The following is a 15,031-nucleotide window of genomic DNA, read 5'->3' on the forward strand; positions in this document are numbered from 1 at the left end:
GGGCGGCATATTATTGCCGGATTAGCAATAAGGGTATAACCCGAGATTGAAAGGGAGGTAGGCCCCTTGCTGGATGTAAACAATTTTGAGTATATGAAGATCGGTCTTGCTTCACCAGATAAGATCCGTTCCTGGTCTTTTGGTGAAGTCAAAAAACCTGAAACAATCAACTATCGTACATTAAAGCCTGAAAAAGACGGCTTATTCTGCGAGCGTATTTTCGGACCTCAGAAAGACTGGGAATGCCATTGCGGAAAATACAAAAGGGTGCGCTATAAAGGCGTAGTCTGTGACCGATGCGGAGTGGAAGTGACCCGCGCCAAGGTCCGCCGTGAAAGAATGGGCCATATCGAACTAGCTGCTCCTGTATCGCATATCTGGTATTTCAAGGGAATCCCGAGCCGCATGGGCCTTGTTCTGGATATGTCACCGCGTGCGCTTGAAGAAGTCATCTACTTTGCTTCATATGTAGTAACTGATTCCGGCGATACAGCATTAGAGAAAAAACAGCTTCTGTCTGAGAAGGAATACCGCGCTTACCGTGAAAAGTACGGCAATAAGTTCCAGGCATCCATGGGTGCAGAATCCATCAAGAAGCTGCTTTCCGATATCGACCTGAACAAAGAAGTAGACGCGCTTAAAGAAGAACTAACAACTGCCCAGGGCCAGCGCCGCACACGCGCTATCAAGCGCCTTGAGGTACTTGAAGCCTTCCGTGGATCAGGAAATGAGCCATCATGGATGATCCTGGATGTACTTCCTGTCATTCCGCCTGAGCTCCGTCCGATGGTCCAGCTTGATGGAGGAAGATTCGCGACTTCTGACCTGAATGATCTGTACCGCCGTGTCATCAACCGGAACAACCGCCTGAAGCGCTTGCTGGACCTCGGTGCTCCAAGCATCATCGTCCAGAACGAAAAGCGTATGCTTCAGGAAGCCGTAGACGCCTTGATTGACAACGGCCGCCGCGGACGTCCTGTAACAGGTCCCGGGAACAGGCCGCTTAAATCTCTTTCACACATGCTGAAAGGGAAGCAGGGGCGTTTCCGTCAGAACCTGCTCGGAAAGCGTGTTGACTACTCCGGACGTTCTGTTATCGTAGTAGGTCCTAACCTGAAAATGTACCAGTGCGGTCTGCCTAAGGAAATGGCGCTTGAGCTGTTCAAGCCTTTCGTCATGAAGGAATTGGTGGAAAAAGGACTGGCTCACAATATCAAATCCGCAAAACGCAAGATCGAAAGGGTCCAGCCTGAAGTCTGGGATGTGCTTGAAGAGGTAATCAAAGAGCATCCAGTTCTGCTGAACCGTGCACCGACCCTTCACAGGCTCGGAATCCAGGCCTTTGAACCAACATTGGTTGAAGGACGCGCGATCCGTCTCCATCCGCTTGTATGTACAGCATACAACGCCGACTTTGACGGTGACCAAATGGCGGTCCACGTACCGCTTTCATCTGAAGCTCAGGCAGAAGCACGCCTTCTTATGCTTGCAGCCCAGAACATCCTGAACCCTAAGGATGGAAAACCTGTTGTTACACCTTCCCAGGATATGGTGCTTGGTAACTATTACCTGACTATGGAAAGAGAAGGTGCAGTGGGCGAAGGAATGATTTTCAATGATACAAGCGAAGCATTGCTTGCTTATCAGAATGGCTATGTCCACCTTCATACCCGCGTAGCAGTTAATGCAGGTACACTGAACAATGAAACGTTCACTGAAGAACAAAGGAAAAAGCTTCTTATCACGACTGTCGGAAAGCTCGTCTTCAACGAAATCCTGCCGACATCATTCCCATACATCAACGAGCCGACAAAGACGAATCTTGAAGAAGAAACGCCTGCCCGCTACTTTGTAGAACGGGGTACTGATGTAAAAGAAGCTATTAAAAATATGCCGCTTGTTGATCCTTTCAAGAAGAAAATTCTTGGAAACATCATTGCGGAAGTCTTCAAGCGCTTTAAGATAACTGAAACATCCAAAATGCTTGACCGCATGAAGGATCTCGGGTTCAGACATTCCACTAAAGCCGGCATCACTGTCGGTGTGGCGGATATCGTCGTTCTTAAAGAAAAGCAGGAAATCATTTCTGAAGCACAAGGTAAGGTTGATAATGTCCTTAAACAGTTCAGGCGGGGTCTCATCACTGAGGATGAGCGCTATGACCGTGTCATCTCCATCTGGAGTGCTGCGAAGGATACTATCCAGGCCAAGCTGATGAAGTCCCTGGATAAATCCAACCCGATCTTTATGATGAGTGACTCCGGTGCCCGTGGTAACGCATCTAACTTTACACAGTTAGCCGGTATGCGCGGACTCATGGCCAACCCGGCCGGCCGGATCATCGAACTTCCGATCAAGTCCAGCTTCCGTGAAGGACTGACAGTACTTGAGTACTTCATCTCAACACACGGAGCGCGTAAAGGTTTGGCCGATACAGCACTTAAGACAGCTGACTCCGGCTACCTGACCCGCCGTCTCGTTGACGTTGCACAGGATGTCATCGTCCGTGATGACGATTGCGGAACAGACAGAGGCCTGCAGATCAGCGCCCTGAAGGATGGCACAGAAGTTATCGAAGCGCTGGATGAGCGCCTGATTGGCCGCTATGCGCGCAGAGATATCAAACATCCTGAAACAAACGCAGTAATCGTAAAAGAAAATGATCTTATTACAGAAGATCTGTCTGTTGAAATCGTAGAAGCAGGCATTGAGACTGTCTGGATCCGTTCTGCCTTTACCTGTAACACACGCCATGGCGTATGTAAGAAATGCTACGGGCGCAACCTGGCAACAGGCCAGGAAGTTGAAGTGGGCGAAGCTGTCGGAATCATCGCAGCCCAGTCCATCGGTGAGCCTGGTACACAGCTTACAATGCGTACTTTCCATACAGGAGGCGTAGCAGGAGACGATATTACACAAGGTCTTCCGCGTATCCAGGAAATTTTCGAAGCGCGTAACCCTAAAGGGCAGGCTGTCATTTCAGAGCTTGAAGGTGTTGTCGTCGGCATCAATGAAGGCCGTGACCGCCAGCATGAAATCGTGGTGCAGGGCGAGGTTGAATCCCGCACATACACAGCTCCGTACACAGCACGCCTGAAAGTGGCTGTTGATGACAGGGTAGACCGCGGACAGGAATTGACCGAAGGTTCTATCGATCCTAAAGAATTGATCAAAGTAAGAGATGTAAATGCTGTCCAAGAGTATCTGCTTCGCGAAGTGCAGAAGGTATACCGCATGCAGGGTGTTGAAATCGGCGATAAGCACATAGAGGTAATGGTCCGCCAGATGCTTCGCAAGGTGCGCGTCATCGATGCAGGGGAAACAGAAGTGCTGCCTGGCTCACTTCTTGATATCCACCAGTTCACAGACGCCAACGAAAAGGCTCTGTTAAATGGCAAAATGCCTGCGACTGGCCGTCCTGTACTGCTTGGTATTACAAAAGCTTCACTTGAAACGGATTCCTTCCTGTCAGCTGCTTCCTTCCAGGAAACAACGAGGGTACTTACAGATGCTGCTATTAAAGGCAAGCGTGATGAATTGCTCGGTCTTAAAGAGAATGTCATCATCGGTAAGCTGGTCCCTGCCGGAACTGGAATGCAGCGCTATCGCAGAGCTGAACCATTCACTGCGGAAGAAGCATCCGAAGAAACAGTTACAGTGGAATAATAGAAATGCGGTGCCTGCCGAAAAGGGGGCACCGCATTTTATAGTAATTGCTAAGCAGTTGGACGCACAGGTTCATAGATAGACTGAATGGAATTATGCATGATTCTAAAAAAATATTTGCCGTGATGTTGACAATATTCTTGTGCGATGGTACTATAGCAAAGGTGCTCCTATTTACCGGATACTTTGGAGGATATATCATGTCTTATGATAAAGTATTGCAGGCAAGAAATATTATAGTAGGAACAAAGCAAACAGTAAAAGCTCTGAAATCAGGAACAATCAGCGAAGTGCTGATCGCTGAGGATGCAGACCATAGGGCTGTTGAAAAAGTGATTAAAGCAGCGCTTGAATATAAAGTTCCGGTCACCCGGGCCGGCTCGATGAAATCATTGGGAAAGGCCTGCGGAATCGACGTAGGTGCGGCAGCTGTTGCAATATCTATTTAAAAACTGTTTTTGTAGATGAAGATCTGCAAGGACTTTGTTTTTGCAACAAAATGAACCACCTGGATGTGTGGGCTTACACAAAAGACGAAGGGAGGAAAAATCATGCCTACAATTAACCAATTAGTGCGCAAGCCTCGTAAGACAAAAGAGGAAAAGTCAAAATCACCTGCGCTTAACAAAGGTTACAACAGCTTCAAAAAAGCACAAACTAACGTATCATCTCCACAGAAACGCGGTGTATGTACTCGTGTTGGTACAATGACTCCGAAGAAACCAAACTCAGCGTTGCGTAAATATGCTCGTGTACGCTTGACTAACGGAATCGAGGTTACTGCCTACATTCCTGGTATCGGACACAACCTTCAAGAGCACAGCGTAGTATTAATCCGCGGCGGACGTGTAAAGGACTTACCAGGGGTACGTTACCACATCGTGCGCGGCGCGCTTGACACTGCCGGTGTTAACAACCGTATGCAAGGCCGTTCAAAATACGGTACTAAGCGTCCTAAAGCAGCTAAAAAATAATGACAGACCAAAAATAATATTCAGTTTTATCGAAAGGAGGAAATTACATGCCACGTAAAGGTCCTGTAGCAAAAAGAGACGTATTACCAGATCCGATTTACAATTCAAAGCTAGTTAGCCGTCTTATCAACAAAATGATGGTTGATGGCAAGAGAGGTAAATCTCAAGCTATTCTTTATTCAGCATTTGATATCATCAGCGAGCGCAGCGGAAAAGAGCCAATGGAAGTGTTCGATCAAGCACTTAAGAACATCATGCCGGTTCTTGAAGTAAGAGCGCGCCGTGTAGGTGGTGCGAACTATCAAGTACCAGTTGAGGTGCGCCCAGACCGCCGTACGACTCTTGGTCTTCGCTGGTTGGTTAACTATTCTCGTCTTCGCGGTGAGAAAACAATGGAAGAGCGTTTAGCTAACGAAATCCTTGACGCTGCCAACAACACAGGTTCATCTGTGAAGAAGCGTGAAGATACTCATAAAATGGCTGAAGCTAACAAAGCATTCGCTCACTACCGCTGGTAGGATCGAACCCACAAACAAACTATTACATTTACTAGGAAGGAGAAAGACCCAATGGCAAGAGAGTTCTCCTTGGATAATACTCGTAATATCGGCATCATGGCCCACATCGATGCCGGTAAAACAACTACGACTGAGCGCGTACTTTACTACACTGGCCGTATCCACAAAATCGGTGAAACACACGAAGGTGCTTCACAGATGGACTGGATGGAACAGGAACAGGAACGCGGTATCACAATCACTTCTGCAGCAACAACTGCACAGTGGAAGGGCCACCGTGTAAACATCATCGATACACCAGGACACGTAGACTTCACAGTTGAAGTTGAACGTTCACTTCGTGTACTTGATGGTGCAGTAGCAGTCCTTGATGCACAATCAGGGGTTGAGCCTCAAACTGAAACAGTTTGGCGCCAGGCTACTACTTACGGTGTACCACGTGTGGTATTCGTAAATAAAATGGATAAGCTGGGTGCAGACTTCCTATACTCACTCGGTACACTCCATGATCGTCTGCAAGCCAATGCAGCAGCTATCCAGCTGCCAATCGGTGCTGAAGACCAGTTCGAAGGAATCATCGACCTGATCGAGATGAAAGCGACTTTCTACGGCAACGACCTTGGAACAGACATCGAAGACCGTGAAATCCCGGAAGAATACAAGGCGCAAGCTGAAGAATACCGTGAAAAGCTGATTGAAGCGGTAGCTGAGCTTGATGAAGAATTAATGGAGAAATACCTTGGCGGTGAAGAAATCACTAACGAAGAGCTGAAAGCAGCTATTCGTAAAGGTACTGTAAACGTTGAATTCTACCCTGTAATCTGTGGATCAGCGTTCAAAAACAAAGGTGTTCAGAAAATGCTTGATGCAGTAATCGACTACCTTCCGTCTCCACTGGACGTACCTGCAATCAAAGGTACTCTTCCGGATTCTGAAGAAGAAGTTACTCGTCCTTCAAGTGACGAAGAGCCATTCTCAGCTCTTGCATTTAAAGTTATGACTGACCCTTATGTCGGTAAGCTTACATTCTTCCGTGTATACTCTGGTACGCTGAGCTCAGGTTCATATGTACAGAACTCTACTAAAGGAAAGCGTGAACGTGTAGGACGTATCCTGCAGATGCACGCCAACTCCCGTGAAGAGATCTCTCAAGTATACGCAGGGGATATTGCTGCTGCCGTAGGTCTTAAGGACACTACAACTGGTGACACTCTGTGTGATGAGAAGAACCTTGTAATCCTTGAGTCCATGGAATTCCCTGAGCCGGTTATCCAATTGTCCATCGAGCCTAAGTCAAAGGCTGACCAGGACAAAATGACAACTGCTCTTCAAAAGCTTCAAGAAGAAGATCCTACATTCCGTGCGCATACTGACCAGGAAACTGGACAGGTTATCATCGCGGGTATGGGTGAACTTCACCTTGATATCCTTGTTGACCGAATGAAACGTGAATTTAAAGTGGAAGCAAACGTTGGTGCGCCCCAGGTTGCATACCGTGAAACTTTCCGCGCTTCAGCTAAGGTTGAAGGTAAATTCGCACGCCAATCTGGTGGACGCGGACAATTCGGACACGTTTGGATTGAATTCTCTCCAAACGAAGAAGGAAAAGGCTTTGAATTTGAAAACGGCATCGTCGGCGGTGTTGTTCCTCGTGAATACATCCCGGCTGTCCAAGCTGGACTGGAAGATTCCCTTGACAGAGGTGTTCTTGCTGGATATCCGCTAGTTGATATTAAAGCAAGACTGTTCGATGGATCTTACCATGATGTCGATTCATCAGAAATGGCGTTCAAAATTGCCGCTTCAATGGCACTGAAAAACGCAGCTTCAAAATGTAGCCCTGTTATCCTTGAGCCAGTCATGAGGATAGAAGTTATCATTCCAGAAGAATACCTGGGAGATATCATGGGTAACGTCACTTCCCGTCGTGGACGTGTAGAAGGTATGGATGCCCGCGGCAACGCTCAAGTTGTCCGTGCAATGGTTCCGCTGTCTGAAATGTTCGGATATGCAACTTCCCTGCGTTCAAGCACACAAGGCCGTGGAGTATTCTCCATGCACTTTGACCACTATGAAGAAGTACCGAAGTCAATTTCTGAAGAAATCATCAAGAAAAATAAAGGTGAATAATTGATTTTACCTTTATAATCAAGTATAACTACTATTGTAGAACCAAGCTGCTGATCGGCTTGCCTGTCAGCAGCTCTAAAAATACTTAACTTTTTAAAATTAAAGGAGGATTTTCCTAATGGGTAAAGCTAAATTCGACCGTTCAAAACCCCACGTTAATATTGGTACAATTGGTCACGTTGACCACGGAAAAACAACTCTAACTGCTGCTATCACTACAGTTCTTGCTAAGACTGGTGGAGCTGAAGCACGCGCTTACGACCAAATCGATGGTGCTCCAGAAGAAAGAGAGCGTGGTATCACAATCTCTACTGCGCACGTTGAGTACGAAACTGCTAACCGTCACTATGCACACGTTGACTGCCCAGGACACGCTGACTATGTTAAAAACATGATCACTGGTGCTGCTCAAATGGACGGCGGTATCCTAGTAGTATCTGCTTCTGACGGCCCAATGCCACAAACTCGTGAGCACATCCTTCTTTCTCGTCAAGTAGGTGTACCTTACCTTGTTGTATTCATGAACAAGTGTGACATGGTTGACGATGAAGAGCTTCTTGAACTAGTTGAAATGGAAATCCGTGACCTTCTTTCTGAGTATGAGTTCCCTGGTGATGACATTCCTGTAATCAAAGGTTCTGCTCTTAAAGCTCTTGAAGGCGACGCTGCTTGGGAAGAGAAAATCAACGAGCTTATGGCTGCAGTTGACGAGTACATCCCAACTCCAACACGTGACACTGACAAGCCATTCATGATGCCTGTTGAGGATGTATTCTCAATCACTGGCCGTGGTACTGTTGCTACAGGACGTGTTGAGCGTGGACAAGTTAAAGTCGGTGACGTAATCGAAATCATCGGTCTTACTGAAGAGCCAAAATCAACAACTGTAACAGGTGTTGAAATGTTCCGTAAGCTTCTTGACTTCGCAGAAGCTGGTGACAACATCGGTGCCCTTCTTCGTGGTGTAGCACGTGAAGACATCCAGCGTGGTCAAGTTTTGGCTAAGCCAGGCTCAATCACTCCACACGTAAAGTTCAAAGCTGAAGTTTACGTTCTATCTAAAGAAGAAGGTGGACGTCACACTCCATTCTTCACTAACTACCGCCCTCAGTTCTACTTCCGTACAACTGACGTAACTGGAATCTGCAACCTTCCTGAAGGTGTAGAAATGGTTATGCCTGGCGACAACATCGAAATGACTGTTGAGCTTATCGCTCCAATCGCTATCGAAGAAGGTACTAAGTTCTCTATCCGTGAGGGTGGACGTACTGTAGGCGCTGGCGTTGTTGCTACAATCACTGAGTAATCTTTGATTGATATACAAAGAAGCAGATGGATCTAATCCATCTGCTTCTTTTTTGATTTGGCTTTAAACTATACTATAAGTTTTCTCTGCGTGAACTTTCGCTCTAACTGTAATAAGTGGAGACAAACTCCAACGTAATCTGGGAAGATCCATTTTTTAGCATGAAAATCTGATCGCTGCTTCACAGGATCAAAAATGCTTCCTCCCCAGAATGCTTATAATGATGGTGGCTGCAGCTGTCGACGCAAGACTGCTCCTATACTATAGAAGAAACTCGGTGTGCAGCTTCAGCAGAAGGGAAAACAATGACAGGATAACATGAAATTATACAGTTTTTATAATGTTATTTTATTTTTTCCAAAGAGGCATAGTGAATTGTTAGACTTCTTCCAATCCTCTTGAAAACCTGCGGCATACCCGCTATAATAGTAAAAGTGTGCGAAACATAAAAGAATATAACATTTCATGTTGCAATTCTTAAATGTTTTCTGTATAATAGACAATGTTGGTCTTTGACTGCGATGAAGTGAAAGGTTGCTGACACACCCGGCCGCTTTGCCATGGCGAGTGTGTGGGAAATTTTCACGGAGAATGTCTATATCAATATAGGCGAAAAGGAGGGAAAATAATGGCAAAACAAAAAATTCGTATCCGTTTAAAAGCGTATGATCACAGGATCCTTGATCAGTCTGCTGAAAAGATTGTTGAAACTGCAAAGCGTTCTGGTGCGGCTGTGTCCGGCCCGATCCCATTGCCGACTGAAAAGTCAATTTACACAATCCTGCGTGCGGTCCATAAGTACAAAGATTCACGTGAGCAGTTCGAAATGCGTACGCATAAGCGTCTGATCGACATCATCAACCCAACTCCACAAACAGTTGATTCACTGATGCGCTTAGACCTGCCATCAGGTGTAGATATCGAAATCAAATTATAATGAAATAAATAATTAAATTCTCAGGAGGTGTGACTAATGACCAAAGGAATCTTAGGAAGAAAGATCGGTATGACTCAAGTATTTGCTGAAAATGGCGACCTTATCCCGGTAACTGTTGTAGAAGCTGCAGGAAACGTTGTTCTTCAAGTGAAATCTGTCGACACTGACGGATATGAAGCAATCCAGCTTGGCTTTGAAGATAAGCGCGAAAAGCTTTCCAACAAACCTGAACAAGGACACGTCGCAAAAGCTGATACTGCTCCTAAGCGCTTCGTTCGCGAATTCCGCGGAGTTGACTTAGCAGCATATGAAGTTGGTCAGGAAGTCAAAGTAGATATTTTCGCAGAAGGCGATACTGTTGATGTAACAGGAATCTCTAAAGGTAAAGGTTTCCAAGGCTCTATCAAGCGCCACGGACAATCACGCGGACCTATGTCACACGGTTCTCGCTACCACCGTCGCCCTGGTTCAATGGGACCTGTAGCTCCTAACCGTGTATTCAAAGGCAAAGCATTGCCAGGACGCATGGGCGGAGACCAGATCACTGTTCAAAACCTTGAAATCGTTAAAATTGATGCAGAACGCAACCTGCTTCTGATCAAAGGTAACGTACCTGGAGCGAAAAAAGCTCTTCTAAAAATCAAAACTGCGGTTAAAGCATAATTAATCCAGTCAGAAAGGAGGAAATAGAATGCCTAAAGTAGCATTGTTAAACCAAGCTGGTTCACAAGTTGGAGAAATCGAGCTTAATGAAACCATCTTCGGTATTGAGCCTAACAACCACGTACTATTCGAAGCTGTTGTAATGCAAAGAGCTTCTTTACGTCAAGGAACTCATAAAACTAAAATTCGTTCTGAAGTAGCCGGCGGCGGACGCAAGCCATGGCGCCAAAAAGGAACTGGACGCGCTCGTCAAGGTTCTATCCGTTCACCACAATGGCGCGGAGGCGGTACAGTATTCGGTCCTACTCCACGCAGCTACAGCTATAAGCTGCCTAAAAAGGTACGCCGTTTAGCAATCAAATCTGCACTATCTTCTAAAGTGGCAGAAGAAAACATTCTAGTATTAGAAAACCTTGCTTTAGAAACTCCTAAAACAAAAGACTTCAAGGGTGTCCTTACAGGTCTGTCTGTTGATAAGAAAGCACTTATCGTAACAGCTGATCTTGATGAGAACGTAGCATTGTCTGCGCGCAATATCCCTGGAGTGACTGTTGTAACTGCAACAGGCGTCAATGTTTTGGATGTTCTAAGCCATGATAAGCTTATCATGACTAAAGCAGCGGTTGAAAAAGTAGAGGAGGTGCTTGCATAATGGATGCACGCGATATCATTAAGCGCCCCGTTATCACTGAACGTTCTACTGACCTGATGGCTGACAAGAAGTATACTTTTGAAGTTGATGTTAGAGCTAACAAAACTCAAGTTAAAGATTCTATCGAAGAAATCTTTGGCGTAAAAGTTGAGAAAGTAAACATCATGAACTACAAAGGCAAGTTCAAGCGCATGGGTAAATTCGGCGGCTATACGAACAAACGCCGTAAAGCTATCGTTAAACTAACTGCAGACAGCAAAGAAATCGAATTCTTTGAAGTCTAATAACCATAACTAGAAGAGGAGGGAAACGAAATGGCGATTAAAAAGTATAAACCTACCTCCAACGGTCGTCGCGGCATGACTACTTCTGACTTTGCTGAGATCACTACAGACAAGCCGGAAAAGTCACTCTTAGCTCCTTTAAAGCGTAAAGGCGGCCGTAACAACCAAGGTAAGTTAACAGTTCGTCACCAAGGCGGCGGACACAAACGTCAATATCGTATCATCGATTTCAAACGTGATAAAGATGGCATTCCAGGACGCGTTGCTACGATCGAATATGATCCAAACCGTTCAGCCAACATCGCACTAATCAACTACGTGGATGGAGAAAAGCGTTACATCCTTGCACCTAAGAACCTTTCAGTGGGCACTGAAGTAATGTCTGGACCTGAAGCTGACATCAAAGTGGGTAACGCACTTCCACTTGCAAACATTCCAGTGGGTACTGTTATCCACAACATCGAACTGAAACCTGGCAAAGGCGGACAGCTTGTACGTTCAGCAGGTACTTCTGCTCAAGTATTGGGTAAAGAAGGCAAATATGTTCTGGTTCGTTTAAACTCTGGTGAAGTTCGCATGATCCTTGCTACTTGCCGCGCTACAGTAGGCCAAGTGGGCAACGAGCAGCACGAACTGATCAACATCGGTAAAGCCGGTCGTTCACGCTGGTTAGGCAAGCGCCCAACTGTCCGTGGTTCTGTAATGAACCCGAATGATCACCCGCACGGTGGTGGTGAAGGTCGCGCTCCTATCGGACGTAAATCACCAATGTCACCTTGGGGCAAACCAACTCTTGGTGCCAAAACACGTAAGAAGAAGAGCAAATCCGACAAGTTTATCGTACGTCGTCGTAAAAAATAACGGGATTGAGCTACGGTTCCACAAGAGAACCGTAGAACGATCACGAAGGGAGGTTCAATCATGGGTCGCAGCTTAAAAAAAGGACCTTTTGTTGATGAGCATTTAATGACAAAGATCGAAAAGTTAAATGAAAACGAAGGCAAGCAAGTGGTAAAGACTTGGTCACGCCGTTCTACGATCTTCCCGCAATTCATTGGTCACACTATCGCAGTTTATGATGGTCGTAAACATGTACCTGTATATGTGACAGAAGACATGGTAGGGCACAAGCTTGGAGAATTCGCTCCATCTCGTACTTACAAAGGCCATGGCAATGATGACAAGAAAACAAGACGTTAATGAGAGGAGGGCATCCTGATGCAAGCTAAAGCTGTTGCAAGAACAGTTCGTATTGCTCCTCGTAAAGCTCGTTTAGTCGTAGATTTAATTCGAGGTAAGCAAGTAGGTGAAGCGGTGGCTATCTTAAACCATACGCCAAAAGCAGCTTCTCCTGTCGTTGAAAAATTATTGAAATCCGCATTGGCAAATGCTGAGCATAACTACGAAATGGACGTAAACAATTTAGTAGTATCTCAAGTATTCGTTGACGAGGGACCAACTTTGAAGCGTTTCCGTCCGCGTGCTATGGGCCGTGCAAGTGCAATCAACAAACGTACTAGTCATATTACTATCGTTTTATCAGAAAAGAAGGAGGGATAATCAGTGGGTCAAAAAGTAAATCCAGTCGGTTTGCGAATCGGTGTCATCCGTGATTGGGAGTCAAAATGGTTCGCAGGCAAAGACTATGCTGAACTTTTACACGAAGACCTTAAAGTGCGTGAGTACATTACGAAGCGTTTAAGCGATGCATCACTTTCTAAAGTTGAGATCGAGCGTGCAGCTAACCGTTTAAACATCACTATCCACACTGCTAAGCCTGGTATGGTTATCGGTAAAGGCGGTTCTGAAGTTGAAGCTCTTCGTAAAGCTCTTAACTCACTTACTGGCAAACGTGTTCACATCAACATTCTTGAAATCAAAAAAGCAGACATCGACGCGAAATTAGTTGCGGAAAACATTGCTCGTCAATTGGAAAACCGTGTATCTTTCCGTCGTGCTCAAAAGCAAGTTATCCAACGTGCAATGCGCGCTGGCGCTAAAGGTATCAAAACAATGGTATCTGGCCGTCTTGGCGGTGCTGATATCGCTCGTTCTGAATCTTACAGCGAAGGTACTGTTCCACTTCATACACTTCGTGCTGATATCGACTATGCTACTGCAGAAGCAGATACAACATACGGTAAATTAGGCGTTAAAGTATGGATCTATCGTGGAGAGGTGCTTCCTACAAAGAAGAAAACTGAGGAAGGAGGCAAATAATATGTTATTGCCAAAACGCGTTAAGTATCGCCGTGTACACCGCGGAAAAATGCGTGGACAATCAAAAGGCGGTACTGAAGTGAACTTCGGTGAATTTGGCCTTCAAGCTCTTGAGGCTTCTTGGATCACTAACCGTCAGATTGAATCTGCCCGTATCGCGATGACTCGTTACATGAAACGTGGCGGTAAAGTATGGATCAACATCTTCCCTCACAAGCCTTACACTGCAAAGCCTCTAGAAGTCCGAATGGGTTCTGGTAAAGGTGCTCCTGAAGGATGGGTAGCAGTAGTTAAGCCAGGGAAAATCATGTTTGAAATCGCCGGCGTATCTGAAGAGGTAGCTCGTGAAGCATTACGTCTTGCATCACACAAACTTCCTGTAAAGTGCAAGTTTGTAAAACGAGAAGAAATTGGTGGTGAATCAAATGAAAGCTAATGAAATTCGTGACCTTACCACTGCTGAAATAGAACAAAAAGTAAAATCTTTAAAAGAAGAGCTATTCAACCTGCGCTTTCAATTGGCGACTGGACAACTTGAAAATACAGCTCGCATTCGTGAAGTACGCAAAGCGATTGCTCGCATGAAAACTGTAATTCGTGAGAGAGAGATCGGCGTTAACAATCGATAATTGATAGGAGGTTCGCACAATGAGTGAACGTAACCAACGCAAGGTTTACACTGGACGCGTTGTTTCCGACAAGATGGACAAAACAGTCACAGTTCTTGTTGAAACATACAAAAAGCATACGCTCTATGGTAAGCGCGTTAAGTACTCTAAAAAGTTTAAAGCTCATGACGAGCAAAACGAAGCAAAAATTGGCGATGTGGTTCGTATTATGGAAACTCGTCCACTTTCTGCGACTAAACGCTTCCGTCTTGTAGAAGTAGTAGAAAAAGCAGTTATAATCTAATGGTTCGGAATAAGCTTCATCCCGAAGGGAGGTTACACGCATGATTCAACAAGAATCACGTTTGAAAGTTGCTGACAACTCAGGTGCTCGTGAAGTACTGACAATTAAAGTCCTTGGTGGCTCTGGCCGCAAAACAGCTAATATCGGTGATGTTATCGTTTGTACTGTAAAACAAGCAACACCAGGTGGCGTTGTTAAAAAAGGTGACGTCGTTAAAGCAGTTATCGTTAGAACTAAGCGCGGTGTCCGCCGTGATGACGGTACTTACATCCGTTTTGATGAAAACGCATGTGTAATTATCCGTGACGATAAGGGTCCACGCGGAACACGTATCTTTGGCCCAGTTGCACGTGAATTGCGCGACAGCAACTTTATGAAAATTGTATCACTAGCTCCAGAAGTACTATAATTCAAACAAATTGCCTTTAAGGAGGTGCGACAGATGCATGTAAAAAAAGGTGACAAAGTCATGGTCATTTCTGGTAAGGATAAAGGCAAATCAGGTGTGATCCTTGCTGCTTTCCCAAAACAAAGCCGTGTGCTTGTTGAAGGTGTGAACGTAGTAAAGAAGCACTCTAAGCCATCCCAAGTGAATCCGCAAGGCGGAATCATCAGCCAAGAAGCACCTATTCATGTATCAAACGTGATGCCAATCGACCCTAAGTCAGGTAACCCGACACGTGTTGGTTACAAAGAGGTTGATGGCAAGAAAGTTCGCGTTGCGAAAAAATCCGGTGAAGTTCTAGATAAATAAGTAACTGAAGAAGGG

The 15,031-nt window shown here is 45.5% G+C and carries 19 protein-coding genes; all 19 read left to right on the plus strand.

The features are described from left to right. The first annotated feature begins 66 nt into the window (after positions 1-66). The 19 genes from rpoC to rplX all read left to right on the plus strand — a co-directional run bounded on the left by rpoC (position 67) and on the right by rplX (position 15,016). A complete protein-coding gene (rpoC, locus tag LCM00_RS21820; RefSeq protein WP_224906006.1) occupies positions 67-3,666 on the plus strand; it encodes a DNA-directed RNA polymerase subunit beta' in 3,600 nt (1,199 codons plus the stop codon). 200 nt (positions 3,667-3,866) lie between these two features. Then, positions 3,867-4,115, plus strand: a complete 249-nt coding sequence (locus LCM00_RS21825; RefSeq protein WP_224906008.1) for a 50S ribosomal protein L7ae-like protein — start codon at positions 3,867-3,869, stop codon at positions 4,113-4,115. A gap of 102 nt (positions 4,116-4,217) precedes the next feature. Continuing rightward, entirely contained in the window at positions 4,218-4,640 is a 423-nt protein-coding gene (gene rpsL, locus LCM00_RS21830) for a 30S ribosomal protein S12 (RefSeq protein WP_009791334.1), read from the plus strand. A 47-nt stretch (positions 4,641-4,687) separates the two neighbouring features. Beyond that, positions 4,688-5,158 carry a 30S ribosomal protein S7 gene (rpsG, locus tag LCM00_RS21835; protein WP_009791333.1) on the plus strand — a complete coding sequence of 157 codons (471 nt, stop codon included), beginning with the start codon at positions 4,688-4,690 and terminating at the stop codon, positions 5,156-5,158. 51 nt (positions 5,159-5,209) lie between these two features. Then, on the plus strand, positions 5,210-7,288 hold the full coding sequence (gene fusA, locus LCM00_RS21840; protein ID WP_224906016.1) for an elongation factor G: 2,079 nt from the start codon (positions 5,210-5,212) through the stop codon (positions 7,286-7,288). Between the two features lie 118 nt (positions 7,289-7,406). Then, positions 7,407-8,594, plus strand: a complete 1,188-nt coding sequence (gene tuf, locus LCM00_RS21845) for an elongation factor Tu (protein WP_224906018.1) — start codon at positions 7,407-7,409, stop codon at positions 8,592-8,594. Positions 8,595-9,222: 628 nt separating this feature from the next. After that, entirely contained in the window at positions 9,223-9,531 is a 309-nt protein-coding gene (gene rpsJ / locus LCM00_RS21850; RefSeq protein WP_009791329.1) for a 30S ribosomal protein S10, read from the plus strand. Between the two features lie 36 nt (positions 9,532-9,567). Beyond that, a complete protein-coding gene (gene rplC / locus LCM00_RS21855; protein WP_224906020.1) occupies positions 9,568-10,194 on the plus strand; it encodes a 50S ribosomal protein L3 in 627 nt (208 codons plus the stop codon). A 28-nt stretch (positions 10,195-10,222) separates the two neighbouring features. Continuing rightward, positions 10,223-10,846 (plus strand): 50S ribosomal protein L4, encoded by a 624-nt coding sequence (rplD, locus tag LCM00_RS21860; RefSeq protein ID WP_009791327.1) that lies wholly within the window; start codon positions 10,223-10,225, stop codon positions 10,844-10,846. Further along, complete coding sequence (rplW, locus tag LCM00_RS21865; RefSeq protein ID WP_170939578.1) at positions 10,843-11,130, plus strand: 50S ribosomal protein L23; 288 nt, start codon at positions 10,843-10,845, stop codon at positions 11,128-11,130. The genes rplD and rplW overlap by 4 nt, the downstream gene beginning before the upstream one ends. Before the next feature lie 30 nt (positions 11,131-11,160). Further along, complete coding sequence (gene rplB, locus LCM00_RS21870; RefSeq protein WP_009791325.1) at positions 11,161-11,991, plus strand: 50S ribosomal protein L2; 831 nt, start codon at positions 11,161-11,163, stop codon at positions 11,989-11,991. A 60-nt stretch (positions 11,992-12,051) separates the two neighbouring features. Next, positions 12,052-12,330 carry a 30S ribosomal protein S19 gene (gene rpsS / locus LCM00_RS21875; protein ID WP_009791324.1) on the plus strand — a complete coding sequence of 93 codons (279 nt, stop codon included), beginning with the start codon at positions 12,052-12,054 and terminating at the stop codon, positions 12,328-12,330. A gap of 18 nt (positions 12,331-12,348) precedes the next feature. Next, positions 12,349-12,690 (plus strand): 50S ribosomal protein L22, encoded by a 342-nt coding sequence (rplV, locus tag LCM00_RS21880; protein ID WP_009791323.1) that lies wholly within the window; start codon positions 12,349-12,351, stop codon positions 12,688-12,690. A gap of 3 nt (positions 12,691-12,693) precedes the next feature. Beyond that, entirely contained in the window at positions 12,694-13,350 is a 657-nt protein-coding gene (gene rpsC, locus LCM00_RS21885) for a 30S ribosomal protein S3 (protein ID WP_009791322.1), read from the plus strand. Position 13,351: 1 nt separating this feature from the next. Further along, on the plus strand, positions 13,352-13,786 hold the full coding sequence (gene rplP, locus LCM00_RS21890; RefSeq protein WP_009791321.1) for a 50S ribosomal protein L16: 435 nt from the start codon (positions 13,352-13,354) through the stop codon (positions 13,784-13,786). Next, on the plus strand, positions 13,776-13,979 hold the full coding sequence (rpmC, locus tag LCM00_RS21895; RefSeq protein WP_003351417.1) for a 50S ribosomal protein L29: 204 nt from the start codon (positions 13,776-13,778) through the stop codon (positions 13,977-13,979). The genes rplP and rpmC overlap by 11 nt, the downstream gene beginning before the upstream one ends. 19 nt (positions 13,980-13,998) lie before the next feature. Continuing rightward, the gene (gene rpsQ / locus LCM00_RS21900) at positions 13,999-14,262 is read left to right on the plus strand and encodes a 30S ribosomal protein S17 (RefSeq protein WP_009791320.1); all 264 of its coding nucleotides are present in this window, start codon (positions 13,999-14,001) and stop codon (positions 14,260-14,262) included. 40 nt (positions 14,263-14,302) lie between these two features. Next, positions 14,303-14,671 (plus strand): 50S ribosomal protein L14, encoded by a 369-nt coding sequence (rplN, locus tag LCM00_RS21905; protein WP_009791319.1) that lies wholly within the window; start codon positions 14,303-14,305, stop codon positions 14,669-14,671. Between the two features lie 33 nt (positions 14,672-14,704). Further along, positions 14,705-15,016 carry a 50S ribosomal protein L24 gene (rplX, locus tag LCM00_RS21910; protein WP_009791318.1) on the plus strand — a complete coding sequence of 104 codons (312 nt, stop codon included), beginning with the start codon at positions 14,705-14,707 and terminating at the stop codon, positions 15,014-15,016. Positions 15,017-15,031 lie beyond the last annotated feature (15 nt).

It is taken from the genome of Bacillus infantis (assembly GCF_020171945.1).
Classification (GTDB): Bacteria; Bacillota; Bacilli; order Bacillales; family Cytobacillaceae; genus Bacillus_AB; species Bacillus_AB infantis_A.

Excerpts from the sequence above, each read along its gene's own strand:
- LCM00_RS21825 (WP_224906008.1), top strand. The coding sequence starts at position 3,867 with ATGTCTTATGATAAAGTATTGCAGGCAAGAAATATTATAGTAGGAACA.
- rpsL (WP_009791334.1), top strand. The coding sequence starts at position 4,218 with ATGCCTACAATTAACCAATTAGTGCGCAAGCCTCGTAAGACAAAAGAG.
- rpsG (WP_009791333.1), top strand. The coding sequence starts at position 4,688 with ATGCCACGTAAAGGTCCTGTAGCAAAAAGAGACGTATTACCAGATCCG.
- fusA (WP_224906016.1), top strand. The coding sequence starts at position 5,210 with ATGGCAAGAGAGTTCTCCTTGGATAATACTCGTAATATCGGCATCATG.
- tuf (WP_224906018.1), top strand. The coding sequence starts at position 7,407 with ATGGGTAAAGCTAAATTCGACCGTTCAAAACCCCACGTTAATATTGGT.
- rpsJ (WP_009791329.1), top strand. The coding sequence starts at position 9,223 with ATGGCAAAACAAAAAATTCGTATCCGTTTAAAAGCGTATGATCACAGG.
- rplC (WP_224906020.1), top strand. The coding sequence starts at position 9,568 with ATGACCAAAGGAATCTTAGGAAGAAAGATCGGTATGACTCAAGTATTT.
- rplD (WP_009791327.1), top strand. The coding sequence starts at position 10,223 with ATGCCTAAAGTAGCATTGTTAAACCAAGCTGGTTCACAAGTTGGAGAA.
- rplB (WP_009791325.1), top strand. The coding sequence starts at position 11,161 with ATGGCGATTAAAAAGTATAAACCTACCTCCAACGGTCGTCGCGGCATG.
- rpsS (WP_009791324.1), top strand. The coding sequence starts at position 12,052 with ATGGGTCGCAGCTTAAAAAAAGGACCTTTTGTTGATGAGCATTTAATG.
- rplV (WP_009791323.1), top strand. The coding sequence starts at position 12,349 with ATGCAAGCTAAAGCTGTTGCAAGAACAGTTCGTATTGCTCCTCGTAAA.
- rplP (WP_009791321.1), top strand. The coding sequence starts at position 13,352 with ATGTTATTGCCAAAACGCGTTAAGTATCGCCGTGTACACCGCGGAAAA.
- rpmC (WP_003351417.1), top strand. The coding sequence starts at position 13,776 with ATGAAAGCTAATGAAATTCGTGACCTTACCACTGCTGAAATAGAACAA.
- rpsQ (WP_009791320.1), top strand. The coding sequence starts at position 13,999 with ATGAGTGAACGTAACCAACGCAAGGTTTACACTGGACGCGTTGTTTCC.
- rplN (WP_009791319.1), top strand. The coding sequence starts at position 14,303 with ATGATTCAACAAGAATCACGTTTGAAAGTTGCTGACAACTCAGGTGCT.
- rplX (WP_009791318.1), top strand. The coding sequence starts at position 14,705 with ATGCATGTAAAAAAAGGTGACAAAGTCATGGTCATTTCTGGTAAGGAT.